Origin of the sequence: Herbaspirillum rhizosphaerae, from assembly GCF_046025915.1 — a bacterium.
GTDB lineage: Bacteria > Pseudomonadota > Gammaproteobacteria > Burkholderiales > Burkholderiaceae_D > Herbaspirillum > Herbaspirillum rhizosphaerae_A.
Genome location: NZ_JAQQFR010000019.1, coordinates 33160 through 58359 on the forward strand (window position 1 = coordinate 33160; position 25200 = coordinate 58359).

Annotated in this window: 23 protein-coding genes; 12 read left to right on the top strand and 11 right to left on the bottom strand. The window is 57.7% G+C overall.

Features of this window, described 5'->3' with window-relative positions:
- Positions 1-44: 44 nt before the first annotated feature.
- Positions 45-290 (bottom strand): hypothetical protein, encoded by a 246-nt coding sequence (locus tag PQR63_RS22295; RefSeq protein WP_408170313.1) that lies wholly within the window; start codon positions 288-290, stop codon positions 45-47.
- A gap of 457 nt (positions 291-747) precedes the next feature.
- On the opposite strand from PQR63_RS22295, the gene PQR63_RS22300 reads away from it, so the two are divergent.
- The 5 genes from PQR63_RS22300 (at position 748) to PQR63_RS22320 (ending at position 5683) form a co-directional block, all read left to right on the top strand.
- A complete protein-coding gene (locus PQR63_RS22300) occupies positions 748-1965 on the top strand; it encodes an acyl-CoA dehydrogenase family protein (RefSeq protein WP_408170315.1) in 1218 nt (405 codons plus the stop codon).
- Between the two features lie 199 nt (positions 1966-2164).
- Positions 2165-3001: a MetQ/NlpA family ABC transporter substrate-binding protein gene (locus PQR63_RS22305; RefSeq protein ID WP_408170317.1), complete on the top strand. Its 837-nt coding sequence runs from the start codon at positions 2165-2167 to the stop codon at positions 2999-3001.
- Between the two features lie 39 nt (positions 3002-3040).
- Entirely contained in the window at positions 3041-3853 is an 813-nt protein-coding gene (locus tag PQR63_RS22310; protein ID WP_094565474.1) for a MetQ/NlpA family ABC transporter substrate-binding protein, read from the top strand.
- Between the two features lie 50 nt (positions 3854-3903).
- The gene (locus tag PQR63_RS22315) at positions 3904-5046 is read left to right on the top strand and encodes a methionine ABC transporter ATP-binding protein (RefSeq protein ID WP_408170357.1); all 1143 of its coding nucleotides are present in this window, start codon (positions 3904-3906) and stop codon (positions 5044-5046) included.
- Positions 5027-5683, top strand: coding sequence for a methionine ABC transporter permease (locus PQR63_RS22320; RefSeq protein ID WP_408170319.1), 657 nt, complete (start codon positions 5027-5029; stop codon positions 5681-5683). The genes PQR63_RS22315 and PQR63_RS22320 overlap by 20 nt, the downstream gene beginning before the upstream one ends.
- A 68-nt stretch (positions 5684-5751) precedes the next feature.
- Here the strand turns inward: PQR63_RS22320 and PQR63_RS22325 are convergent, their stop codons facing one another.
- Positions 5752-7101, bottom strand: a complete 1350-nt coding sequence (locus PQR63_RS22325; RefSeq protein ID WP_408170321.1) for an LLM class flavin-dependent oxidoreductase — start codon at positions 7099-7101, stop codon at positions 5752-5754.
- Between the two features lie 60 nt (positions 7102-7161).
- On the bottom strand, positions 7162-7515 hold the full coding sequence (locus PQR63_RS22330; RefSeq protein ID WP_408170323.1) for a DUF3088 domain-containing protein: 354 nt from the start codon (positions 7513-7515) through the stop codon (positions 7162-7164).
- 205 nt (positions 7516-7720) lie between these two features.
- Here PQR63_RS22330 and PQR63_RS22335 point away from each other — a divergent pair, with 205 nt between their 5' ends.
- The gene (locus tag PQR63_RS22335; RefSeq protein WP_408170325.1) at positions 7721-8098 is read left to right on the top strand and encodes a hypothetical protein; all 378 of its coding nucleotides are present in this window, start codon (positions 7721-7723) and stop codon (positions 8096-8098) included.
- A gap of 67 nt (positions 8099-8165) precedes the next feature.
- Here PQR63_RS22335 and PQR63_RS22340 read toward each other — a convergent pair whose 3' ends face one another.
- The 7 genes from PQR63_RS22340 to PQR63_RS22370 all read right to left on the bottom strand — a co-directional run bounded on the left by PQR63_RS22340 (position 8166) and on the right by PQR63_RS22370 (position 15463).
- A complete protein-coding gene (locus PQR63_RS22340) occupies positions 8166-9041 on the bottom strand; it encodes an L-fucono-1,5-lactonase (RefSeq protein ID WP_408170359.1) in 876 nt (291 codons plus the stop codon).
- Between the two features lie 118 nt (positions 9042-9159).
- A complete protein-coding gene (locus PQR63_RS22345; RefSeq protein ID WP_408170327.1) occupies positions 9160-10101 on the bottom strand; it encodes an ABC transporter substrate-binding protein in 942 nt (313 codons plus the stop codon).
- Positions 10102-10327: 226 nt separating this feature from the next.
- Positions 10328-11338: an ABC transporter permease gene (locus PQR63_RS22350; protein WP_408170361.1), complete on the bottom strand. Its 1011-nt coding sequence runs from the start codon at positions 11336-11338 to the stop codon at positions 10328-10330.
- Positions 11339-11390: 52 nt separating this feature from the next.
- Positions 11391-12950 carry a sugar ABC transporter ATP-binding protein gene (locus tag PQR63_RS22355; protein ID WP_408170329.1) on the bottom strand — a complete coding sequence of 520 codons (1560 nt, stop codon included), beginning with the start codon at positions 12948-12950 and terminating at the stop codon, positions 11391-11393.
- A gap of 72 nt (positions 12951-13022) precedes the next feature.
- The gene (locus tag PQR63_RS22360) at positions 13023-13361 is read right to left on the bottom strand and encodes an L-rhamnose mutarotase (RefSeq protein ID WP_408170331.1); all 339 of its coding nucleotides are present in this window, start codon (positions 13359-13361) and stop codon (positions 13023-13025) included.
- A 10-nt stretch (positions 13362-13371) separates the two neighbouring features.
- Positions 13372-14148: an SDR family oxidoreductase gene (locus PQR63_RS22365; protein WP_408170333.1), complete on the bottom strand. Its 777-nt coding sequence runs from the start codon at positions 14146-14148 to the stop codon at positions 13372-13374.
- A gap of 37 nt (positions 14149-14185) precedes the next feature.
- A complete protein-coding gene (locus PQR63_RS22370; protein ID WP_408170334.1) occupies positions 14186-15463 on the bottom strand; it encodes an L-fuconate dehydratase in 1278 nt (425 codons plus the stop codon).
- 646 nt (positions 15464-16109) lie between these two features.
- Here PQR63_RS22370 and PQR63_RS22375 point away from each other — a divergent pair.
- Both PQR63_RS22375 and PQR63_RS22380 read left to right on the top strand, forming a co-directional pair.
- Entirely contained in the window at positions 16110-17156 is a 1047-nt protein-coding gene (locus PQR63_RS22375) for a porin (protein ID WP_408170362.1), read from the top strand.
- Positions 17157-17433: 277 nt separating this feature from the next.
- Positions 17434-18294 (top strand): IclR family transcriptional regulator, encoded by an 861-nt coding sequence (locus PQR63_RS22380; protein ID WP_408170336.1) that lies wholly within the window; start codon positions 17434-17436, stop codon positions 18292-18294.
- A gap of 99 nt (positions 18295-18393) precedes the next feature.
- Here the strand turns inward: PQR63_RS22380 and PQR63_RS22385 are convergent, their stop codons facing one another.
- Positions 18394-19074 (bottom strand): hypothetical protein, encoded by a 681-nt coding sequence (locus PQR63_RS22385; RefSeq protein WP_408170338.1) that lies wholly within the window; start codon positions 19072-19074, stop codon positions 18394-18396.
- Positions 19075-19544: 470 nt separating this feature from the next.
- On the opposite strand from PQR63_RS22385, the gene PQR63_RS22390 reads away from it, so the two are divergent.
- The 4 genes from PQR63_RS22390 to PQR63_RS22405 all read left to right on the top strand — a co-directional run bounded on the left by PQR63_RS22390 (position 19545) and on the right by PQR63_RS22405 (position 25098).
- Positions 19545-20735: an efflux RND transporter periplasmic adaptor subunit gene (locus PQR63_RS22390; RefSeq protein ID WP_408170340.1), complete on the top strand. Its 1191-nt coding sequence runs from the start codon at positions 19545-19547 to the stop codon at positions 20733-20735.
- Between the two features lie 3 nt (positions 20736-20738).
- Positions 20739-23963: an efflux RND transporter permease subunit gene (locus PQR63_RS22395; protein ID WP_408170342.1), complete on the top strand. Its 3225-nt coding sequence runs from the start codon at positions 20739-20741 to the stop codon at positions 23961-23963.
- A 153-nt stretch (positions 23964-24116) separates the two neighbouring features.
- A complete protein-coding gene (locus tag PQR63_RS22400) occupies positions 24117-24764 on the top strand; it encodes a protein-L-isoaspartate O-methyltransferase family protein (RefSeq protein WP_408170344.1) in 648 nt (215 codons plus the stop codon).
- 10 nt (positions 24765-24774) lie between these two features.
- Positions 24775-25098 carry a rhodanese-like domain-containing protein gene (locus PQR63_RS22405; RefSeq protein ID WP_408170346.1) on the top strand — a complete coding sequence of 108 codons (324 nt, stop codon included), beginning with the start codon at positions 24775-24777 and terminating at the stop codon, positions 25096-25098.
- Positions 25099-25200 lie beyond the last annotated feature (102 nt).

The following is a 25200-nucleotide window of genomic DNA, read 5'->3' on the forward strand; positions in this document are numbered from 1 at the left end:
AGGTCGGTAGACCTTGTCTGGTGCTGCTTTGTATCGGCGTCGGATTAACGCAGATACAGTGTTTCGGCGTAGCTCAGCGGTTCGCGGTTAGCGACTTTTTGCTGAATTTCCTGACGCTTGATAGCGGACTTCGATTGATGCTTGACGACTTGTTGCACGTTGACCTGAGTGCCCTTGTCGGCATCAGCTGTCGTGTTTGCTGCATATGTGCTGCCTGCTGCTGCGATCAGCAGAACTGCAGCGGCGAGTTGTTTGATATTCAGATCAAAGCGAGCGGTAGTGGTGCGCATGATGATTCTCCAAAAATTAACTTATTCACAATAAATTGGCTTGTGGCAATGTGCCTGCGAAGCCGACGGTGATATAAAACTGGTACGAAACTGAAACCGGGCTGATACAAAACAGTTGCGTTCGCTTTTGTGTTTTGCAAGTGCGACTGCTTGAGACGAAGTGTAGGTTTTGATTCGAATGGTGACTAGGAGGCAAAATTCGGATGGATTGTTCTATTTTTGGAACGATTAAGCCACTTGAATCCCCTTTGCTCCACCCCCACCGCAACCTCTTCCCGACAGGACGGCCTCGTCCGGCGGTCATATCGATATCTGTTTATCTTCGTTATCAAGCAAGTTTTGCTGCCAGATAATCGGTCGCTTAGCGGTGCGATCCGAGTTCCGGCTGACGGAACCGGATGTACTGCGACCTCGACGATGGCAATTGACAGCTCCAATACCCGCAAAAAAGGCAACCATGACGCAACTATCCGGCCCGACCACCTCCGACGCATTGTTCACACGCTTTCAGGACATCTTCGCGCGCATCGCGCAAGGCAGCATCGACCGCGAGAATGACCGCGAGCTTCCCTATGAAGCCGTGAAATGGCTCAAGGACAGTGGATTTACGTCTCTGCGCGTACCGGTGGAGCAAGGCGGCAGCGGTGTCACCCTGCCCCAATTCTTCGGCCTGCTGATCCGTCTGGCGGAAGCCGAATCCAACTTGCCGCAAATCCTGCGCGTCAATGCCGGCTATACCGAACTGCTGCTGGAGCGCAAAGACGATGAAGACACCCGCCATTGGCTGAGCGTGATTGGCAAAGGAGAAACCTTCGGTGCGGCGGCATCCGAGCGCACCAACTCGACCAGCAATTCAGTCACGCTCACGCCCGATCCCGACAAGCGTCCCGGCCACTTTCTGTTGAACGGTGAAAAATATTATTCGACCGGCACGCTGTATGCCGACTGGATTCTGGTGCGCGCGCACGATAATGAGTCAGACCTCAACGTGCTGATCAAGAGCGACACGCCGGGCGTCACCCGGGTCGATGACTGGGATGGTTTCGGTCAACGTCTGACCGGCAGCGGCACGACGCGCTTTGACAATGTGCTGATCACGCAACAGCAAATCCTCGATCGTTATCACGTGTCGCAGCCGCGTCGCAATACCATCATCACCGCGTTTTATCAGACCGTGCATCTGGCGACGCTAGCAGGTATCGCCCGCGCTGTGCAACGAGACGCCGTCGCATTCACACAGGCGCGCACGCGCACTTTCGGCGTACCGGGGCAATCCAACCCACGCGAAAATCCGCTGGTGCATCGCGTGGTCGGACGCCTCGCCAGCCTTGCATGGTCGGCGGAGCAACTGGTCAACGCCATCGCTACCGCGATCGAAAACGTGCATCAGGCACGCAAAGCCGGCACCGCCAAGCCGGAAGACTACATCGCGCTCGATGTACAAACCTTCCAGGCGCAACAGGTCATTATCGGCCAGGTGCTGGAAGCCAGCACACTGCTGTTTGAAGTCGGCGGTGCATCGGCAACCAGCGACAAACGCCGGCTTGATCGTCACTGGCGCAACGCACGTACGCTGGCTTCGCACAATCCGGCGACGCAGCGCGAGGCGGCAATCGGCGACTATCACCTCAACGACAACCCACCGAACGAGCGCTTCGGCTTCTCGTATGCGTAAGCAATCCCTCGCGCTCATCTGCTGAAAAAATCCGCATAAGAACAAACGAATTCATTCGTTTGTCTCGCTCGCAGTCCTCTCTACACTTGTTCGTTCATCCTGCACGGAAGCGCATCCCAGCGCTGCTGTGCAGGCATCTGCCGGTACGTCCCACCAAGACGCCCGCATAGTTAACCAACAAAAGAAAATGACGCCGAACATGCAAGCCAAGTTTTATAAATCCCTCACGACGCTGGCGCTGAATCTGTTTGCTATTGCTTTCAGCGTCGTCTCATCGAACGCCATCGCTGCACCACAAAAACCTGAACTGCGCGTGGGCTTCGTACCCGGTCCGTATATCGATGAATTCAAAATCGGTGTGCAACCCGAGCTGGAGAAGAAGGGCTACAAGATCAAATACTACGAATTCAGCACCGGCCTGGAAGCCAATAGCGCAGTGTTCAAAGGCGATATCGACGCCAACGTGATGCAGCATTCGGTGTTCCTGAAATCGTATAACGACCGTAACAAAACCGACCTGGTCGGCATCGTGCAGGTGCCGACACCACCGATGGGCTTGTATTCGAAGAAGCACCGCAGCCTCGATGGTTTGAAGAAGGGCTTCACTGTTGCCGTACCGAACGATCCGGTCAACCTGCAACGCGCGCTGTGGATACTGCAACGTCTGGGCTGGATCCGGATCAAGGAAAACGCTAATCCGGTCGATGTCACCGAACTCGATGTCATCGAAAACAAGGTCGGCCTCAAGCTGGTATTGCTGGAAAACGCGCAAGGTCCGCGTGCGCTGGACGATGCCGATTTTGCGGCGATCCAGGGCAACTTCGCCATCTTCGCCAAGCTGAAATTATCCGAAGCCTTCATCCTCGAAGACATGACGCCGGCCTACATCAACGTGCTGGCGGTCAAGAAAACCCGACAGACCGACCAATATGCACGCGACATCGTCGAGGCGTATCGCTCGGACACCTTCCAGAACGCGATCCGCGCGGATCGTTTCTATGACGGCTTCCGTCTGCCGGATTATTTCAAGAAATAAGCATTCCCTCCCTCCAGAACAAACATCAAAGGAACAAGCATGAATCAACGTTATCGACTTCGCCTGCAAGCCATGGTGGCGGCAGTCCTGATCTCCACCTTCGGCGTTGCCCATAGCGCTGACAAAGTCTTGCGCGTAGGTGTGCGCGGCGGTGTCGACGAGCAGATCTGGGAAGTCGTCACCAAGGTAGCGAAGAAAAACGGCCTGAACGTGGAGCCGGTCGTCATCTCCGGCGCGGCGAGCCCGAACGAAGCACTCAACAATGGCGATCTGGAGGCCAACTCGTTCCAGCACATCCCCTTCTTGCGTGATCAGATCAAGCAGCGCGGTTACAAGCTGAGCATCGTGGGCAACACCATCATTTCGCCGATCGCTTTCTATTCCAAGAAATACAAGGCGCTAAAGGATCTGCCTGATGGCGCCAAGATCGCCATTCCCAACGATCCAAGTAACCAGACGCGGGCACTGGTGATCTTGCGCGATGCAGGCTTCATTACCTTGCGCGAAGGCTTCGATCCGTTCACCGGCACGGCCTCACTGGCAGACATCACGTCGTACAAAAAGAAGATCACCCTCATCGAAAGCGCCTCGGTTGTTCTGGCGCGCGCGTTGGAAGACGTTGACGCCGCTGCCATCATCAACACCTTCGCCTATCAGGTCGGCCTGATTGCGACACGCGACGGCATCGCTGTGGAAAAGCGCGAACACAATCCTTACGTCAACGTCATCGTGGTGCGCGATCAGGACAAGAACGCTGCATGGGTCGCACCGCTGGTGAAGTCCTACCAGTCGGAAGAAGTACGCCAGTTCATCCAAAAGCAATTTGGCGGCTCGGTGCTGCCCGTATTTTGAGCGCAGCCTTGAACACCTCCTTGAACACCGCGTTGAACATTTCTGCACTGATCGGCGTGGAGGCGAATCCATCCACGCCGGCGACAGATAAGCCTGCCGCCAAGGCGTACACAACACCGGCCGCAGGCGTTCAGCCGCATCTGGTGTTTGACAACATCTCCCGGCAATATCCTTCGCCGACAGGGACAGTCCACGCGTTGCGCGAGGTGTCCTTCACCGTCGCGCGCGGCGAGATCTTCGGCATCATCGGCCGTAGCGGCGCGGGCAAATCGACGTTGCTGCGGTCGATCAATGCGCTCGAAATACCGGATACCGGCGCCGTCGCGATCAATGGCCTCAAGGTCGGCAGTCTCGACGAGGATGCCTTGGTCAAGCTACGCCGCCGGATAGGCATGATCTTCCAGCATTTCAACCTGCTGTCCGCCAAGACCGTGCGCGATAACGTCGGCCTGCCTTTACGCGTAGCCGGTGTCGCCCCGGAGCAGATCCGTGCCCGCGTCGATGCCCTGCTCGATCTGGTCGGCCTGCGCGACAAGGCCGATGTTTATCCGGCCAAACTCTCCGGCGGACAAAAACAACGCGTCGGCATTGCACGCGCCCTGGTGCATGAGCCGGAAATTCTGCTGTGCGACGAAGCCACTTCGGCGCTCGATCCGGAATCCACACAATCCATCCTGACGCTGCTGCGCGACATCAGCAGCAAGATGGGCCTGACCATCGTCCTGATCACACACGACATGGCCGTCATCCGCGAAATCTGCGATCGCGTGCTGGTGCTCAATCATGGCCAGGTGGTGGAACAAGGCGAGGTGTGGCGCGTCTTCGGCGATCCACAGGCGGAAGCCACACGCGCTTTGCTGCGTCCCTTGCAACATGGCTTGCCTGCCGATCTGGCGGCACAACTGATTGACGATCTGGGCAATCAGGCAGGCGACGTTTTGCTCAGCCTGCGCTTTAACGGTTCTGCACATCCGCAAGGCGTCAGCCTGCAACAGCTGGCGCTGCTCGGGCCTGATGCGACGCTGATTCATGGCGGGCTCGACCGCATCCGCGGCCATGCGCAAGGCAACCTGCTGGTTTCGCTGCCTGTCGCCTCGTGGGAAGCGATCAAGATCCGTGGCGGCAACAACAATGACCGCTTCCAAGGTGCAGATTTTATTGAGGTTCTCGGTTATGTCCCTGCCCGCACTTAACAAATACGTTCAGGCTTTCTTCGAAACGCTGCTGATGGTCGGCAGCTCGGCGCTGATCGCCATCAGTCTCGGCCTGGTGCTGGCGATTGTGCTGACGATTACGGCGCGCAACAGTCTGTATCCCAAACCGCGCTTTCATCGCGGCTTATCGGCGACGGTGAATGTATTTCGCGCCGTGCCTTTCATCATCATGCTGGTGGCGCTACTGCCGGTCACACGCTTTCTGGTCGGCACCACGCTGGGCACCTGGGCGGCGGTAGTGCCATTGACGGTGAATCTGATTCCCTTCTATGCGCGTATTGCCCAGGTCAGTCTCAATGAAGTCGATCCCGGTTTGGTCGAAGCGGCGCGGGCCATGGGATGCCGTCGATGGCATATCGTACGCCACGTGCTGTTGCCGGAAGCACTGCCGGGTATCGTCGGCGGCATGACCGTCAGCGTCATTGCGATGATCAATGCTTCTGCGATGGCGGGCGCGGTGGGCGCAGGTGGACTCGGCGATCTGGCGATCCGTTATGGTTATGAGCGCTACGAGACGCGGGTGATGTTTGAAGTGATCGTAATCTTGATTGCGCTGGTATCCATCATCCAGTTGTTCGGCGAAAAGCTGTCACGCCGGCTGGATCACAAACACTGAAATCCTGAAACCAAAGGGAGTTACCCGATGCGCTAGGGTAACTCCCTTCAGGTGATGCCTCTTCCTGCTTAAGCTGCCGCAGCAATTCCTTTGCGTCCTGCCGGGCGCGCCAATCCCAGATGCTCACGCAAGGTCGTGCCTTCGTACTCGCGACGGAAGATGCCGCGCTTTTGCAGGATAGGCACCACGCCCTCGCTAAAGTCCTGCAAGCCGCTCGGCAAGGCATCCGGCATCAAGTTGAAACCATCGGCGGCGCCGGCCTTGAACCAGTGTTCGATGTCGTCCGCAATCTGTTCCGGCGTACCGACCACAACCCGGTGGCCGCCGCCGCCCGCCAGCGCATAGACCAACTGGCGCGCGGTATAGCCATGCAGACGCGCCTGTGCCAGCGTGGCATTGAAGAAGGTGTGATTGCCGTTGCCCTTGTTGGGTAAGCCGATGTCGTCGGGCAGGCGCTCGTCCAGCTTGATGCGATCCGGCGCGACGCCGAGAATTCCGGCGAGACGATTGATGTTGTAGCTCCAGGGAATCATGTCGATCAACTCGTTGCGGCGGCGAATGGCATCCGCTTCCGTTGCGCCGATGATGGTCGTGAGTCCGGCAAGGATCTTGACGGCATGCGGTCCGCGTCCGTACGCCGCCGCGCGTGCATTCAGTTCACGACCATAGGCCTGCGACTCTTCCAGCGATTGCGAAGCTGAGAACACCGCCTCTGCATGACGCGCGGCGAGATCCCGGCCGTCAGCGGAACCGCCAGCCTGTACCAGCACCGGGTGGCCTTGCGGCGTACGCGGCAGATTCAGCGGGCCTTGCACCGAAAAGTGCGTGCCATGGTGTGCAATCGGCTGAACCTTATCGGTATCGATGAAGCGGCCGCTGACTTTGTCGCCGATGAGGGCATCGTCTTCCCAACTATCCCAGAGTGCTTTGACGACGTCGGTGAATTCCGCCGCGCGCGCGTAGCGTCCGGCATGGTCGGGGACGGCATCGCGGCCGAAATTACGCGCCGAGCCGAGATCCGCGGTGGTGACCACATTCCATCCGGCCCGCCCTTTGCTCACATGATCAAGCGTGGCAAAACGCCGGGCAATGTTGTACGGCTCGTTGTAACTGGTCGACGCTGTGCCGATGACACCGATGTGCGTGGTCGCAGCCGCCACGCACGCCAGCAGCACAGTCGGCTCCAGCGCGGTAATAGGACGGAAGTCGATCTGCTCGACAATGGACGCGTTGTCAGCCAGGAAGACCGCATCGAACTTTGCCGCCTCTGCAATCTGCGCGACGCGCACATAGTGACCGACATCGATGAAGGCGTGCGGATCTGCATCCGGCAAACGCCAGGCCGACGGGACGAAGCCGGAATGCAAGACGTTGATGTTCAGATGCAGCTGGCGTGGCGGCGCTGTAGTGTCGCTCATGAATCAATCTCCTCGAGGGGAATCGCGACGCGAAGTCTCATGCATCGCGCGAAATGTCGTTCAATGCGTCTTGAAAAATCCGTGGCGCTCGGCCAGCAGATCGAGAATGCGGCGGGTGTCGGTGACGAAGTGTTTGTTGCCGAGTTGCTGCACGTGCTGTGCATCGGCGGGAAGCGGCTGCTCGTCGCCCAGAATCAGTACCGGCAGACTTTGATGATCGGCATCGAGCGCATCCACCACGACCTGGCGCGGCTTGGCGAAAGGCAGGCGACGGATGTCAAGCTTTGACACGTGATCAGGATCGCCCGCCAGCAGGCCTTCTATCGGCGCACCATCGGGGCAGATAAAACGGTCTCCCGGATATTTCTGATCGGTGAATCCAGGTTCCAGCAACAGCAGCAAATCTCGGCTCATGGCAAGGCGCTCCAAAGTAGAAATGAATCCATTGATTCTCTTGTGCCAAGCGAGCAGCCGCCACGAATATATCTGCATATTCATATACGAAGTGAGTCGCAGCGAGCGCACTTTTTGCGCGGTGTTCGCTGACCATACCGAGCGAGGACGTCCGGAATGTCGCCTCGTATTGCATCGACGGGCGAGTTTAGAATATACTGTTTTTATGTACAGTATAATTCGACAATTCAGAAGTGAAGGGATTCGCCGCACCGAAGTGGAGATCGCTGCCGACGCCGGGTTCGCCGGCATCGTCGGGATGAGTCTGGCCGGAACGACGCGTCAGATGACCTTGTCTGCGCAAAAAAGCGACGAAGGCACAAGCGTATTGTTGTTGCCGCCTCTGTATGAGCCGCAATTGCTGAGCATGCATGCCGACGGCATGATCGTGCGCGGCTGGCAGCGTTTGTCCGGAAGCAAGACAACGCCGGGACCGACCTATTTGCAGGAATGGTTGCTGACTTTTGTCGGTCAGCAGTCGGGACGCCCACAAGAGATGCGTGAGTTGCAGGCGTCGCCGCTGCAATTGATGCAGGGTGACTGATGCAGGGTGACTGAAGCCAGGCGCCCTGCTTTAGAAATATCTGCCGGAATATCTTCCTATCCAGCTATCAAGCCGTGATGCCGTAGCAGCGCGCTGCGGTGCCGCCCCAGAGTTGCGTCTGCTCGTCTCCACTGAGATTGGCATCAGCCCAGTCAGCCACCAGTTGCGCCACTTTCTCATACGACGCTGCCAGCAGACACACCGGCCAATCCGAACCGAACATCAGACGCTGCGGGCCGAATGCTTCCAGCGCGGTGTCAAGGCAGATGCGGATGTGCTCATAGTCGCTTTGCTGCAGGCCGGCTTGCCAGTCAGCTTCGGTAACCAGTCCGGACAATTTGCAGGCGACGTGCGGCAGTTTCCCTAGCGCCAGCAATTCTTTCTTCCATCGCACCAGCGCGGCATCGCTCCGCGCAAATTCTCGCAGCGCCGGTTTGCCGAGATGATCCAGCACCAGCCAGTGCTTGTCGTGACGCGCGCAGAATGCTTGGGTGTCGGCCAGCTGACGCTCGAACACCAGTACGTCGTAGACATAACTCTGCGCTTGCAGCAAGGCGATGCCACGATTGAAGTCAGCGTGTTCGAGGAAAGCGCGCGCGTCGGCTTCGTCCTGCACCTGATGGCGAAAGCCGACCAGCTTGTCGCCTGCATGCCATTCGGACAAACGCTCGCCGAGATCGGCGACGGAGAGGTTTTCCCAGCCGACGACACCGGCGATCCAGTCGGTGTTCTTCGCCAGATCAAGCAGGAAGCGCGTCTCTTCCCGGCCTGAACGCGCCTGCACGGCGATAGTGGCGGCGATCTTGTGGTCTTGCAGAAGGGGCTGCAAATCGGCAGGCAATTTGTCGTGCGCGAGCACGTCCATGCCGGCACCTATCCATGGGTAGTCTTCAGCGCGATAGCGCCAGAAATGCTGATGTGCGTCGATACGCAGTGTCATGATTTTTAGTGATGCAGAACGTAGAAATGAAAATGCCGGCGTGCACTCGCAGACTCACGAATACAGGCCGGCATCGGATCCTCAATTGATCACGTGACTATCTGAACAGCTGACCGGCAGATCAGTCGTACAGCACCGCCGCGATCTTCGGATCGGCGATGTTGCTCTTGTCGTACCAGTAGAAACCGGTATCGATGATCTTCGGCAGCTTCTCGCCCTTGAGTGCCTTCACTGCTGCTTCGACGGTCTTGTAACCGATACCGACAGGATTTTGCGTGATCGCGCCGGCCATCTGGCCGTCACGAATCGCATCCTTCTGCTGCTTGCCGGAGTCGAAGCCGACGATGACGACCTTGCGCTTCATTTCCTTGGCGCCGTTCAGCACGCCGATGGCCGAACCTTCATTGGTACCGAAGGCGCCCTTGAGTTTTGGATAGGCTTGCAGGATGGACTTGGTGACTTCAGTCGACTTCAGTTGGTCACCTGCACCGTACTGGATGCTGACGATCTTGATCTTCGGGTACGCCGCCTTCATGCGATCAACAAAGCCGTCGCGACGGTCGATGCCGGTACGGCTGGTCTGATCGTGGGCAACCACGGCGACTTCGCCTTCCTTGCCGATCAGTTCGGCCATCTTGTCTGCGGCCAGTGCGGCAGCAGCCTTGTTGTCGGTGGTGGCAGTGGTGACGGGAATATCGCTGTCAACGCCGGAGTCAAATGCAACGACCGGGATCTTGGCGGCTTGCGCCTTCTTCAGCAATGGCAGCGCAGCCTTGCTGTCGAGTGCGGCAAAGCAGATCGCTTGTGGCTTCTTCGCCAGCGCGGCGGACAGCATGTCGATCTGCTTGTCGACCATGGCTTCGGTTTCCGGTCCTTCGAAGGTTACCTTGACCTTGTAGTCGGCGGCGGCCTGATTGGCGCCGGCCTTCACGGCTTGCCAGAACTGATGCTGGAAGCCTTTGGAAATCAGCGGAATATAGATGTCTTCAGCGTGTGCGACGCTGCCCAGGCCCATGGCGAAAGTCAAACCGATGGCAATGTTGAGTGCTCTTCTCTTTATCATTTTTAAGTCTCCTTGGTGAGTGTAAAAACAGCGGGGTAAGGCTAATGCCGTTCAGCTGAGTTTGAATATCATTGTCCTCTTTGACTGTCGTCCTGACGAAAGTCAGGACCCAGCGTCGTATTGACCGTCTTCACGACACTGGGTCCCAGCGTTCGCTGGGACGACGGCGAGGAAAATAGACTTAACTGAAAGGCATTACGGGGTAAGGAAATTTTCCAACTTTCTTTTATTGGCGGCGACGACGCAGGATGTCCATATAGACGGCGAGGATGATGATCACGCCGGTGACCACGGTTTGCCATTCCTGCGCCACCGACATGATGCGCAGACCGTTGATCAGCACGCTCATGATGAACGCACCGATGATGGTGCCGAGGATGGTGCCGGTGCCGCCCGACAGCGAAGTGCCACCGATCACCACGGCGGCAATCGCGTCCAGTTCGTAACCCTGGCCCAGCGCAGGTTGCGCCGAGTTCAGGCGCGACGCGATCAACAGGCCGGCGATGCCGCAGATGGCACCGCTGACGGTGTAGACCACGACTTTCCAAAAATCGACCTTGACGCCTGACAGACGCAGCGCCTCTTCGTTGCTGCCCAGTGCGAAGGTGTAGCGGCCGAAGACGGTCTTGTTGAGGATGATGCCCGCGCCGATGGCGACCAGGAACAGAATCAGCACGGCGTTAGGAATCGGCAGCGCCGGAATCAGGTCGCCGATCAGCGACTCTTGCGAGATTTGCGAAAACGACGGCGTATCGTTGAAGTAGATCGGCTTGGTGCCGGAGATCACCAGCGACAAGCCCTTCAGCAACATCATCATGCCCAGCGTCGCAATGAACGGCGGCACCTTGAGCTTGGCGATCAGCATGCCGGACGACCAGCCGCACAATGCGCCGAAGAAAATCGCGGCGAAAACACCGAAGTAAATCGGCAGACCCCAGTAGGTCAAAAACACGCCGGCCATCACCGCGCAGAAAGTCATCATGGTGCCGACCGACAAGTCGATGCCTGCCGTGATGATGACGAAAGTACACGCGATCGCCAGCACGCCGTTGACGGCGGTCGATTGCAGGATGCTGACCAGGTTATCGACCTGCAGGAAGTTCTCGTTGGCGAAGCTGAAGAATACGACCAGCGCCAGCAGGCTGGCAAAGGCCAGCAGCTTTTGCCGCGTGGACGGGTGGAACAGGCGCGCACGCAGGCTGCCTGCGCCGGCTTCGGAATTGGCTGTAGATGTCATGGTCAGGTTCGCTTGCGACAGTGGATTGGGAGTATTTGCCATGGTCGTCTTCTCAATGTGTAGTGGTGGCATTGGCAACAGCGGAAGGACGCTGTGTTGCCAGTTGCATGATTTTTTCTTGCGAGGCTTCGGCGGCGCTGAGTTCGCCGGTGATGCGGCCTTCGCACATGACCAGCACGCGGTGGCTCATGCGCAGGACTTCAGGCAACTCGGAAGAAATCATCACGATGGCCTTGCCTTGTTCTGCGAGAGTGTTGAGCAGTTTGTAGATTTCGCTCTTGGCGCCGATGTCAATGCCGCGCGTCGGCTCATCGAAGAACAGGATGTCGCAGTCGCGCAGTAACCACTTGGCGATGACGATCTTTTGCTGGTTGCCGCCGGACAACAGGCGCGCAGGCTGATCGATGGACGGCGTCTTGATGGCAAGCTGGCGCACATAGCTTTGCGCTGTGCTGCGAATCGCCGCCTGATCGAGGAACAAACCCTTTTTCAGGAAACGATTCATGCTCGACATGACGACGTTGGCCTTCACGTCGAGACCGGTGGCCAACCCGAAATGCTTGCGGTCTTCCGACAGGTAACCGATGCCATGTGCGACGGCGTCAGACGGCGACTTGATCACCGCCTTGCCACCGTGGATGAAGATCTCACCGGCTTCCAGCGGATCGGCGCCAAAAATGGCGCGCGCGACTTCGGTGCGGCCCGCGCCCATCAAACCGGCAAAACCGAGAATCTCGCCCTTGCGCAACTGAAAACTGACATCACGGATGGCATGGCCACGCGTCAGTCCTTTGACTTCCAGCACAACCTCGTTGTCCGTTGCATTGGCGATGACCGGACCGGCGCCGTCGAGCTGGCGGCCGACCATCATGCTGATGATCGTGTCGATCGGTGTTTCCTCAGTGGGCACGGTGGCGATATATTTGCCGTCGCGCATGACGGTGACGCGATTGGAAATGCGGCGCAGCTCGTCCATCTTGTGCGAGATGTAGACGATGCCGACCCCTTGCGCTTGCAGGTCGCGGATGATGCGAAACAGTTCGTCGATCTCGGCGTTATTGAGCGCGGCGGTCGGCTCGTCCATGATCAGGACGCGCGAATTGAAAGACAGCGCCTTGGCGATTTCCACCATCTGTTGTTTGGCGACGGTCAGCTCGCCGACCTTGGTGCGCGGGTCGAGCTTGAGGCGCATGCGCTCAAAGATTTCGGCGGTCTGGTGATTAAGCGTGTCTTCGTCGAGAAAAACACCAAAGCGCCCGCGCGGTTCGCGGCCTATGAAGATGTTTTGTGCAGCGCTTAGATGATTCATCAGGTTGAGTTCCTGATGGATGATGCCGATGCCCAGCTCCTGGGCGGCACGCGGGCCGTCGATGGCAACTTCCTTGCCGTCGACAAAAATCTGGCCTTCGTCCTTCTGATAGACGCCTGACAAAATCTTCATCAGCGTCGATTTACCGGCACCGTTTTCGCCCATCAATGCATGGACTTCGCCGGGCAGCAAATCCAGCTGACAATTGTCCAACGCCAGTACGCCGGGGAAGCGCTTGGTCACGTTACGCAAGCGGATCAGGTATCCCGATTCGTTTGCGGTCTCTGTTTGTTCTGATTGCATACCTGCCTCGTTGATGCAAACCAGCCTTGTTTATTGATTGGCTGTGTTGTGTATTGCGTTGCTACATTGCCCTCACTGATTACCGAGATCGAAAATCTTCGTCATCGGCACCCATTTTTCTCCTTGCGGCGTCCATGGCGTCGGCACCTGGAACTGCCACATCAATGCTTCCCACTCCTGCACCTTGGGATCATCCTGCATGGCCTGCGCCATGGCGGCTGCGTCGTAGATGGCGTCATCGGTCTCCATGATCATCATCATGCGCGTGCCAAGCCGGTGGATTTCCATCCCGGTCACCCCGTTGGCGTGCAGATGTGCAGCAATCTCGGGCCAGATCTTGCGGTGATGTTCTTCGTAACGCGCGATCAAAGCCGCGTCGTCTTTCAGGTCTAGTGCGAGGCAGTAACGCATTGGTTTTCCCTCAGGTCAACGCGCGATCGAGGTGCGTGTAGCCACCGTCGACGAACACCCATTGGCCGGTGGTGTGCGCAGCGCGATCGGACAACAGGAAGACAGCCGTATCGGCCATTTCTTCCGAAGTCGTGAAGCGCTTGCCAAGTGGGATCTTGCTGGTGATGTCTGCCAACTTTTCTTGCGGATTGTCGAAGCTGGAAATCCATTTTTCGTACAGCGGCGTCATCACTTCCGCCGGGATCAGCGCATTGACGCGCACACCGTCATTGGCTAATGCTGCCGCCCATTCGCGCGTGAGCGAGAGTTGCGCGCCTTTCGATGCGCAGTAGCCGCTGGTATTGCCCTGACCGGTGACGGCAGTCTTGGAAGAGACATTGACGATGGCACCGCGTGTGACCTTGAGGTGCGGCACGCAGTAGTGCGCCATGACGTAGTAGTGGATCAGATTTTTTTCCAGCGACTGCATGAAGGCGGCACGGCCGGCATCGAGACCAACGTTGTCGTTGATACCGGCATTGTTGACCAGGCCGTCGAGACGACCGAACTCACGCACGGTCTCGGCGACAGCTTGCTGACATTTCGCTTCCTCCATGAGATCAAGCAGAAAGAAGCGTGCCTTGGGTTGCAACTTCAGCAGTTGTTCTTTGAACGCGTCGCCGGGTTGGCTCTTGCCGAACACGACCGGAATCGCGCCCTCGCCCGCCAGTTGCAGCGAGATCGCACCGCCAATGCCGGAAGCGCCGCCGGTCACGATCACGACCTTGTCTTTTAAATGTAAGTCCACGTCTTGTCTCCGTCTTTATTCTTATCTTGTTTTTTGATTAACCACGAAAGCGATACTGCTCCAGCGATTCAGGTTTCATCGTGATCGAGAATCCCGGCGCGGTCGGCGGCATGTAAGCTGCCCCTTTGACCACACAGGCATCAATAAAGTGCTCGTGCAGGTGATCGACGTATTCGGTCACGCGTCCTTCGGTGGTGCCCGCGATGCAGACATAGTCGATCATCGACAGATGCTGCACGTATTCGCACAGGCCGACGCCGCCGGCGTGCGGACAGACCGGCAGCTTGTATTTGGCAGCCATCAGCATGACTGCGAGGATTTCGTTGACGCCGCCGAGACGGCAGGAATCGATCTGCACCACGTCGATTGCGCCGCGCATGATGAATTGCTTGAACAGCACGCGGTTCTGGCACATCTCGCCGGTGGCGACTTTGACTGCGCCGATGCCTTCGCGGATCTTGCGATGTCCTTCGACATCGTCCGGGCTGGTCGGCTCTTCGATAAACCATGGTTTGGCGAAAGCCAGTTCATTGACCCAGTTGATGGCTTGGTCGACTTCCCACACCTGGTTGGCATCGATCATCAGATGGCGATCCGGACCGATAACTTCGCGTGCGATGGTGACGCGGCGCTTGTCGTCGGCGAGATCGCGGCCGACCTTCAATTTGATGTGATTGAAACCACCGTCGATGGCCTCCTTGCAGAGACGACGCAACTTTGCGTCGTCATAGCCGAGCCAGCCGGCGGAAGTGGTGTAGCAAGGATAGCCGTTTTGCTCCAGCAGACGGATACGTTCGGCCTTGCCCGGCACTTGTGCGCGCAGCAACGCCAGCGCTTCGTCCGGTGTGATGCAGTCGGTGATGTAACGGAAGTCGATGCAGCGCACGAGTTCTTCCGGCGACATCTCGGCGACCAGTTTCCACAGCGGCTTGCCTTCGGCCTTGGCCCACAAATCCCAGACGGCATTGACGACCGCACCCGTGGCGAGGTGGATAGCGCCCTTGTCCGGGCCGATCCAGCGCAATTGGCTGTCGGAGGTGATGTAACGCCAGAAGCGCCCCATGTCTTCGCTGACCCAGTCGAGGTCGAGGCCGACCACCAGATGCTCCATGGCCTGGATGGCGGCGCAGCAGATTTCATTGCCGCGGCCAATGGTGAAGGTCAGGCCATGGCCTTCGAGGCCGGGCTTGTCGGTGTCGAGAATGACGTAAGCAGCCGAGTAATCCGGATCCGGATTCATGGCGTCGGAGCCGTCGAGAGTCTTTGAGGTCGGGAAACGTACGTCCAGTACGCGCATGGAGGTGATCTTGGTCATCGTCGCTGTCAAATGTAATGGAGTGAAATCGGTTGTACCGGCTACGGATCACTGCACAGCATCGGAAGCAGAGATGACTTCGCCGGCACCGCATATCGCGTATGGATGCCACCGTCCTGCCATCTCTTCAGGCTGTCGCGCCTGTCTCCATTGTTGTCGTGCTTCGCCTTTGTGCTGACTGCTTACTAGTTAGTTATGCACAAGGCTGTGTCTTTTGCTGTGTGGCGATTATCACACGCAGTTTTAAATTCATCAATAAAATTTCATTTTATATTTGAGTTTACTTTGCTAATATCCAGTCGCTGCAAACTACATTATCTCAATGTAGTTTGAAGCGATAACCAATATATATCTATGAGATATCAAAACACAGATGCTTAAAAAGCAATATTTTATGATCTCTCTCAATTAAAAATTCATTTTACAAATGAAATAACAATATTAACAGGAGGAAATGACAAACACTGATCTTTACCGCTCTACCGCGGGCCGCCCGACCTTTGGGCCCGTGCCTATAAAAACAAGCAAACACGTAGTCACAACAACCATAAATACGGAGATTCTCATGCAGACAAGGACATCTACTGCTCGCCACACCCATGGGCGTGGCACATTCAAATTCACATTCAAATTCATCAACCCGAAAATGACACGCGCCGTCGCAGGCACGTTGCTCGGACTTGCCGGACTGACTGCCGGCAGTGCACAGGCACAAAGCAGTGTCACCATTTACGGCCGGGTCGATGCCGGCGTCGACTATCAATCCAACGTTGCCACCAGCGGTGGCGGCAGCGGCAGCCTGTGGCGCGCTTCCGGCAACCAGTGGGGCACCAGCATGATCGGCTTCAAAGGCACCGAAGATCTGGGCGGCGGACTGAGCGCTTTCTTCCTGCTGGAATCCGGTTTCGATGCGACCAAGGGATCGACCAACGGCTCGGCGCTGTTCAATCGCCGCTCTTACGTCGGTCTGGCCGGCAGCGCCGGTTCGCTCAAGCTTGGCAAGAATCTGTTCATTGACAACGACGTCTGGTTTCTCGATCCGACCGGTCAGCAGTTCATCGGCACCGCGACGCTGGTGCGCGGCCGCAACTGGCAAGGTGCCGACAACGTCATCGAATATCAGACGCCGACCTGGGGCGGGTTCAACGCGACCGTGCAAACCAGCCTCGGCGAACAGGCCGGCTCGCTGACCAAGAAACGCAAGGACGGCATCTCGCTGGTGTATGCCAACCAGACCGTCGAACTGCGCGCGATTTATGACGTGGTGCGCGACGCCAATGGTCGCTTTGTCGATGTATTCGACACCTCCAAAGAACTGATCCTTGGCGGCACGCTGACGATCGACAAACTGAAACTGTTTGCCGGTTACGAAAATCTGCGCGCACCGGATGCTGCACCGACGTCGTCGGATAAGGCCAATCATTATTGGGTCGGCGCCAATTATCAGGTGACGCCGGCGTTGACGCTGATCGGCTCGGTGTTCCGCGTGAACGTGAACAAGGGCGGCGGCAACGCCAATTTGTTCATGGCTGGGGCGAACTACTCGCTGTCGAAGCGCACGTTGCTGTATGTGGGTGCGGGTACGGTGCGTAATAGCAGCAATGCCAACTTCTCTGTGGAGGCGACTAATAACAATCCGTTGCCTGGGCAAAATCAGAACGGGGCCTACGCCGGCATCAGCCACTCCTTCTAAAATCTGTTTTTGGGCCTACTGCGAGGCTGTCAGCCGGTGCCGTACGTTGCCCGGGATCCTCGTGTACTTTATGTACACTCCGGTGCCCTGTGCTCCGGCCGCTACCAGCTGACAGCCTCTCGCTACGGCCCATAAACAAGTTTGGAATTGACGGGCAAAGCATTCTTTGAAACCGGCAATCATTCATGAATGTCGGTTTCAGAGATAAAATGCGGAATAATTCGAATTTGCGCAAACCCGTACGGGTTGCGCGGTGTCATCTTCCATCAGGCCAGCCATGCCAAGAACCAAGAAAATTGTGCCCGACGCGGATCTGAATACCGATGCTGCGGAAGACATTTCCGCCAACGACAGTGCTACCGATGCAGGCAAGGCGCGTTATGCGGCACCGGCGCTGGATAAGGGCCTGGATATTCTGGAGCTGTTGAGCAAGTCGGAGCAGATGCTGACGCTCAACCAGATCTCCAAACAGCTGGGACGCAGCGTCAATGAAATCTTCCGTATGGTGGTGACGCTGGAACAACGCGGCTACCTGATTGCCGATAACGATCAATATCGCTTGTCGCTGAAATTGTTTGAGCTGGCGCATTATCACCAGCCGATTCGCTCATTGGTGAGCACAGCGTTGCCGCATATGCGTGAGCTGGCGAACCGGACCATGCAATCGACGCATCTGACCGTCTATGAAGCGGGCCGCGTGATTGTAGTGGCGCAGGTTGACAGCCCCGAGCGCTGGGCTTTCGGACTGAAGGTCGGCGCGTTGGTCAGCCTGACCGATACCGCGTCGGGCCACGTGCTGCTGTCGTTTCGCGATGAGGCCGAACGCGGCCGCATGCTGGCGGCACACATCAGGATGGACGGCGAACAGGAAGTCGATCATGCGCAGTTGCTGCGCCAGATCGCTGAAACCCAGGAGCGCGGCTATTCGCGCATGGAAAGCCGCCAGATCCGGGGCGTGGTGAATTTGTCGTATCCAGTGCTAGGCGCCAACGACCGCATGCTGGCGGCGCTGAACATTCCCTACATCGAGCGGATCGACAAAAAGATTAACCCCAGCCTCGATGAAGTCCAAAGTATCGTGCAAGAGATTTCCACCCGCTTGTCCAAACTGATGGGCAGTAGCAGTTTCGGGAGCTGAGCAAGCGCGGTTACCGGCACTCGGCGGCAAATCACCTGTAACTCGACAGCAATAAAAAAGCCAGGCATTGCCTGGCTTTTTTCTGCATGAAAACACTGTTTATTTATCGATGGGCAGTGAAGTCAGGGAATTTTTCGTCTTGGTCTTGCCCTTGGCCTCATGTGCTTCCGTTGCATCCTGAGTCAGCGTATAGCGCGTGTAGGCCTTGACCAGATCGGCCATGAAATCCGATTCGTTTTTGATAGGACGCCAGTTCTTGCCATCCGACTCTTCCACCTGCGTGCTGTTGCCGTCATACACGATGCTGATGGCGCGCGGCTTTTCCTCCTCCCTGAATTCCGTCAGGAAACCCTTCATGTCATAACCGGAGGAATTGCCTTGGGTAAAGGTCTCGATGGCCGACTGCATCGCTTCTTCGCGGGACGCCAGAGCCTGCGTCTGTGCCTGCGCCAGCAGATCGGACACGCCGGTATGGTCGCTGAGCAGCATCTCGAACTTGCTGTTACGCTCATCGCCCTCTTCCAGCTTGAAGCCCTTCTTGGTCGAAAAAATCCGCAGCTTCGGCGGCACGTTGATGCCGTAGGAACCAACCAGACCGCCCAACGCCATCGTCAGCGCCGGGCTGACGTCTGGACGCATCGGATTAACCAGTCCGTCGACGCCCGTATTGCGGGCAATCATCATCTGGGCAAAACCGATATCGTTGTTATTGGCGTACGCCTTCGCAGCAGTGGGCGCCGCGGTGTTGTTGATGAAAAATTGGTTGCTGATGTTTTGCATTGCAGCGCTCCTGTAATTACCAGGTCCGGTGGTTCAACTTGCGCGAATAATTGCCAAAAACATAATTAAAGACAAATGGCGGACGCCACCATTGTAAAAGGCTTTCAAGGTTTCTACACAAGAAGCTGAGGCATTTCCCCCCTTCAATCCTGCAGATTGTCGGTTTGTCGCAAAGTGGTGCCGCCAGATGGATATCGGACATATTCTTCGAATAACGCTTCGACTGATACTGCGATTTACCCTGCTTTACCTCCGATCTTTCCCGCAGTTTCTTGACGGCATAGCTATTGCCACTTACATTGCTGACTCGCGGGCGAACACGGCCAAGCTGGCGGCGTGCAGCGGCAAACCGTTCGGGCCGCCATGCCTGAAAGTATGACGCGGCAGCCTCACCCGCCACGGCCGGAACCGACGCCTGCTCCCGACAATCTCATCGATCTGCGCCTGAACGGCTAATCAACAAAAACCTGATGACACTTTCCTTTTTAAAACGCCGCCCGGTCCTGATTGGACTGCTGATCCTGATGATTGCCGTCGCTTTTCTCACCACCAGAAAACGTCCACCGGCTGCGGTGATTGAGAAGCCAGCCCAGGTTCTCGAATTCCTGACTAGCGATATCGTCATGACCACCGTGGAGCCACTGCGCCAGGTGCTGCCGATGTCGGGCGCCTTGCGCGCGCTGAATCAGGTGTCGGTCAAGGCCAAGGTCGCCGGCGAAGTCAAAGAAGTATTGGTGCGCGCCGGTGAAGCCGTCCAGGCCGGACAAGTGCTGATCCGCATCGACACCAGCGAATATCAGGCGAAGCTGGAACAGGCCAGAGGCTCGCTGGTCGCTTCGCGCGGGCAACTCGACATTGCCACCAAGACACGCGACAACAACCTCGCCCTGCTCGACAAAGGCTTCATCTCGCGCAATGCCTTCGACAATGCCGCCAGCCAGTTCGACATCGCCAAAGCCAACGTCGACACCGCGCGCGGTGCACTCGACGTTGCGCAAAAAGCGCTGAACGACACCGTCATCAAGGCGCCCATTAACGGCATGATCAGCAGCCGCACCGTCGAGCCAGGTGAAAAGGTATCCATCGACAACAAGTTGCTCGATGTCGTCGATCTGAGCCAGATGGAACTGGAAGCGCCGGTGCCGACCGCCGATATCCTGAAAGTCAAACTGGGCCAGGAAGTGCTGGTGACCGTCGAAGGTCTGCCGCAAGCCGTTGTCGGCAAGGTCGTCCGCATTAATCCGGGGACACAATCGGGATCGCGATCGATCATGGTGTACGTGCGCATTGAAAACCCGCAGGGCTTGCTGCGCGCCGGCATGTTCGCCGATGCCAGCCTGACGCTGGACAAGCGCGACGCTGTGATGACCGTGCCGCAAACATCAATCCAAACGGATGGCGACAAGACCTATGTCTACGCCATTGAAGAAGGCAAACTGATCCGGCGCGACGTCACGCTGGGCATGCGCGGCATCGACAGCCGCGGCAATGCGGTTGAAGTCAGCAGCGGCCTGCAAAACGGTGCGCGCATCGTGAAGGCCAATCTGGGCAACCTGAATACGGGCACGCCGGTACGCATCTCTGCAACCGGCGGCGCTGTGCCTGCAGCAACCAACGTCGCACCGGCGACATCCGCACCTGCCGTCAAGGCAAAGGAATAAGGTATGTGGTTCACCCGTATCAGTATCGGCAACCCGGTGCTCGCCACGATGATGATGATGGCGTTCGTCGTGCTCGGCCTGTTTTCTTATCAGCGCCTGCGCGTCGACCAATTCCCTGACATCACCTTTCCGGTGGTGGTGGTGCAGACCACGTATCCCGGTGCATCGCCCGAGAACGTCGAATCCGACGTCACGCGCAAGATTGAAGAAACCGTCAACACCATCAACGGCATCAACAGTCTCACGTCACACTCCTACGAAGGCCTGTCGGTGGTGATCGTCGAGTTCGATCTCACGGTCGATCCGGCACAAGGCGCTCAGGATGTGCGCGAAAAAGTGGCGCTGGTGCAAGCGGCCTTCCGCAAGGAAGTCGACCAGCCGCGCATCACGCGTTTTGATCCGGCCGATCAACCGATCTTTTCGATCTCGGTGACCAATGATCCCAATGCCGCCAACGCCAAACCGCGCACACTGCGCGAACTGACCACAATCTCGGATCAGATCATCAAGAAGCGCCTGGAAAATGTCCGCGGCGTCGGTTCGGTGACGCTGGTCGGCGGCGTCAAGCGGCAGGTCAATATCTACGTCAAACCCAATGAGATGGAAGCGCTGGGCATCGGTGTCGATCAGGTCATCAACGCCGTCAAGAACGAAAACCAGGAACTGCCGACCGGCGCCATTCGCATGGCGGATGCCGAGAAAGTCGTGCAGGTGCAAGGCCGCGTCAAGAATCCGGAAGATTTCAAAGGCATCATCGTGGCGCGCCGCGGTGGCCAGCCGGTGACGCTGAATCAGATCGCAACCGTCGTCGACGGCCAGGAAGAACAAGAAACGCTGGCGCTCTACAACGGCCAGCGCACGCTCGCCCTGGACATCCTCAAGGCGCAGGGCCAGAACACCATCGACGTCGCCGACGGCTTGAAGCAAGCCATCAAGGACATGGAGCCGAACCTGCAAAAGCTCTATCCCGGCGTGCGCCTGCAAATCATCAAGGACAGCTCGCGCCAGATCCGCACCGGCGTCGAGAACGTGCGCCGCACGCTGATTGAAGGCGCGCTGCTGACGGTGCTGATCGTGTTCCTGTTCCTCAATTCGTGGCGCTCGACGGTGATCACCGGGCTGACCTTGCCGGTGGCGCTGATCGGCACCTTTCTGTTCATGTACATGTTCGGCTTCACGATCAACATGATCACGCTGATGGCGCTGTCACTGTGCGTGGGTCTGCTGATTGACGACGCGATCGTGGTGCGCGAAAACATCGTGCGCCATGCCGGCATGAAGGTGCACGGCAAGTTCAAGACGCACAAGATGGCAGCGCTGGAAGGCACGGCGGAAATCGGCCTGGCAGTGCTGGCGACGACCTTCTCGATCGTCGCGGTGTTTCTGCCGGTGGGTTTCATGGGCGGCATCATCGGGCGATTTTTCCATCAGTTCGGCGTGACGGTGACGGCGGCGGTGCTGATCTCGATGTTCGTGTCTTTCACCCTCGATCCGATGCTGTCGTCGATCTGGCCGGATCCCGATGTGCATGGCGAGAAATATAAAAGCGGATGGTACGCGCGCACCATCGGCCGTGTGCTGAACCAGTTTGATCGCTTGGTGCAGTGGTTGTCGGCGACATATCAGCGCCTGTTGAAATGGTCGTTGCGGCATCGTGTGCTGACTCTGGTGCTGGCGCTAGTGACGTTTATTGCGGGCTTTGCGTTGCCGGCGACCGGGCTGATCGGTTCCGAGTTCGTGCCGCAGGCGGACTATTCGGAGTCGGGCGTGACCTTTTACACGCCGGTCGGCTCCTCGCTGGAGCTGACCGAAAGCAAGGTACATCAGGTCGAAGCCGTGCTGCGCCAGTTCCCCGAAGTGGTTGATACCTACAGCACGGTGAACACCGGCAATTCGCAGGGCAAGAATTACGCGACGGTGTTCATCCGTCTCAAGCCACGCAATCAACGCCAGCTCAGCACCTCGCAACTGGCGCCGCAATTGCGCGACCGACTGACGCAAATTGCCGGTATCGCGGTGACGCACATCGGCACGCTGGATGGCGTCGGTGGCGACAACAAGCAGGTTCGCTTCAGCTTGCTGGGGCCGGATCTGGATCAACTGGCGCGCCTGTCGGATGAAGTGCAGAAAAAGCTGCTCGCCATCCGTGGCGTGGTGGATCTGGACTCCAGCCTGAAGGCGCAAAAGCCGACGATTTCCATCGAGCCCAAACGTGATATCGGCTCGGATCTCGGCATCGGTGTGGCGGAGATCGGCAATGCATTGCGTCCGCTGCTGGCCGGTGAAGCCGCCAGCAGCTGGCGCGCTCCCGACGATGAAAACTACGACGTCAATGTGCGCCTGTCGCCGACCGATCGCAATACCGTCGACGACCTGTCGCGCCTGATGCTGGCCAGCACCCAGACCAATTCGGACGGCACGCCGCGCATGGTGCCGCTGCGCCAGGTGGCGGAGATCAAAAACACCGTCGGCGCCAACCAGATCAACCGGCGCGACCTGAACCGCGAAGTGGAGTTATCGGCCAACGCCGCCGGCCGCTCTGCCGGTCAGGTCAACGCTGAAATCAAGACCATGCTGGATCAGATGAACTGGCCGCCCGGCTACCGCTATCAAATCGGTGGCTCGACCAAGAGCATGAACGAATCCTTCGGCTACGCGGTGGGCGCGCTGGCGCTGGCGATCGTGTTCATTTACATGATTCTGGCGTCACAGTTCGCCAGCTTCCTGCAACCGATTGCGATCATGTCGTCGCTGCCGCTGACGCTGATCGGCGTGTTCCTGGCACTGCTGTTCTTCCGGTCGACATTGAACATGTTCTCGATCATTGGCTTCATCATGCTGATGGGGCTGGTGACGAAGAACGCTATTTTGCTGGTGGACTTCACCAATCAGGCGCGCAAGCAGGGCATGGAGCGCAGCGCGGCCTTGCTGGAAGCCGCACACGTGCGCCTGCGCCCGATCCTGATGACCACGCTGGCGATGGTGTTCGGCATGGTGCCGCTGGCTTTCGGCATCGCTGAAGGTTCGGAGCAACGCGCGCCGATGGGCCAGGCCGTGATCGGCGGCATCATCACCTCGTCGATCCTGACGCTGGTGGTGGTGCCGGTGGCCTATACCTATCTCGATGATCTGGGCGCCTGGTTCAAGCGCAAGTGGTTCGGCCATGCCGAAGAGAATGCTGCCGAAGAGGACGCCGGGAAAGACAAAGAAGATGGCCGCACATCCTGATATTTCCTTTTTTGCAAGCGCTAATCCAGCGTTTGCTCGCAAAATATCTTGCGCCACGCCCCGGAAAGCAACGAAAAGCGCGCGCAGGACGCTGTCTCGCAGCAGCCGTGTTTGATAAAATGCTGCTTTTACGTCGCTATTGAGCCTACTGCCATGAATATCGAACAAGCCCGTTTCAATATGATCGAACAGCAAATCCGCCCTTGGAATGTGCTGGCGCAAGATGTGCTGGATCTGCTGACTGTCGTCAAGCGCGAAGAGTTTACGCCTGCCGCTTATCGCAGCCTGGCGTTTTTCGATACCGAAATTCCTCTGCCGGGCGGCGAAAACATGCTGGCGCCGAAGGTCGAAGCTCGCATCCTGCAGGAAGCCAACGTCAAGAAACACGAGCATGTCCTGGAAATCGGCGCCGGCTCCGGTTACATGGCTGCGTTGCTGGCCTACAAGGCTCGCCACGTTACCTCCGTTGAAATCGATCCTGAACTGAAAGCATTGGCTGAAAAGAACCTGTCCGCTTACGGCGTGACCAACGTCAGCGTTGAACTAGGCAATGGCGCACAAGGCTGGCAAGGCGAATACGACGTGATCGTCATCTCCGGCGCGCTGCCTTTCCTGCCGGACACTTTCCTGAAACAGATCAAGGTCGGCGGCCGCATTCTGGCTATCGTCGGCGCCGCACCGGTGATGTCGCTGCAAGTGATCACCCGCACATCTGATCAGGTCTACGATACCGTTGACGTGTTTGAACTGATGGCCAAATCCCTGCATTCGGCCACTGAACACTCCCACTTCACTTTCTAGGAAATTCTGTATGGAGCACATCACCGCACCGGAACTGGCCGCCTGGATCGCCGACCCGGATCGCCCGACGCCTTTGCTGCTGGATGTGCGCGAGCCTTGGGAATTCGAAACCTGCAAGATCGAAGCAGCCACGCTGATTCCGATGAACACGATTCCCAGCCGCTTTTCCGAACTGGAAGAAGAACAGCCCGTGGTGTGCATCTGCCACCACGGCGCACGCAGCATGCAAGTTGCCGCCTTCCTCGAGCGCCAGGGTTTTTCCAAAGTGACCAATCTGACCGGCGGCATTCACGCCTGGGCTCAGCAAGTGGACACGACCATGCCGACCTATTGAGCGGGTACATTGCGGCGACGTCTCAACGTCGCCGGCACGCCAAATGTACGCAAGATATTCGAAAGCGGACGATTTTTTGGTTTTCCCCGGAACTGCGAAGTG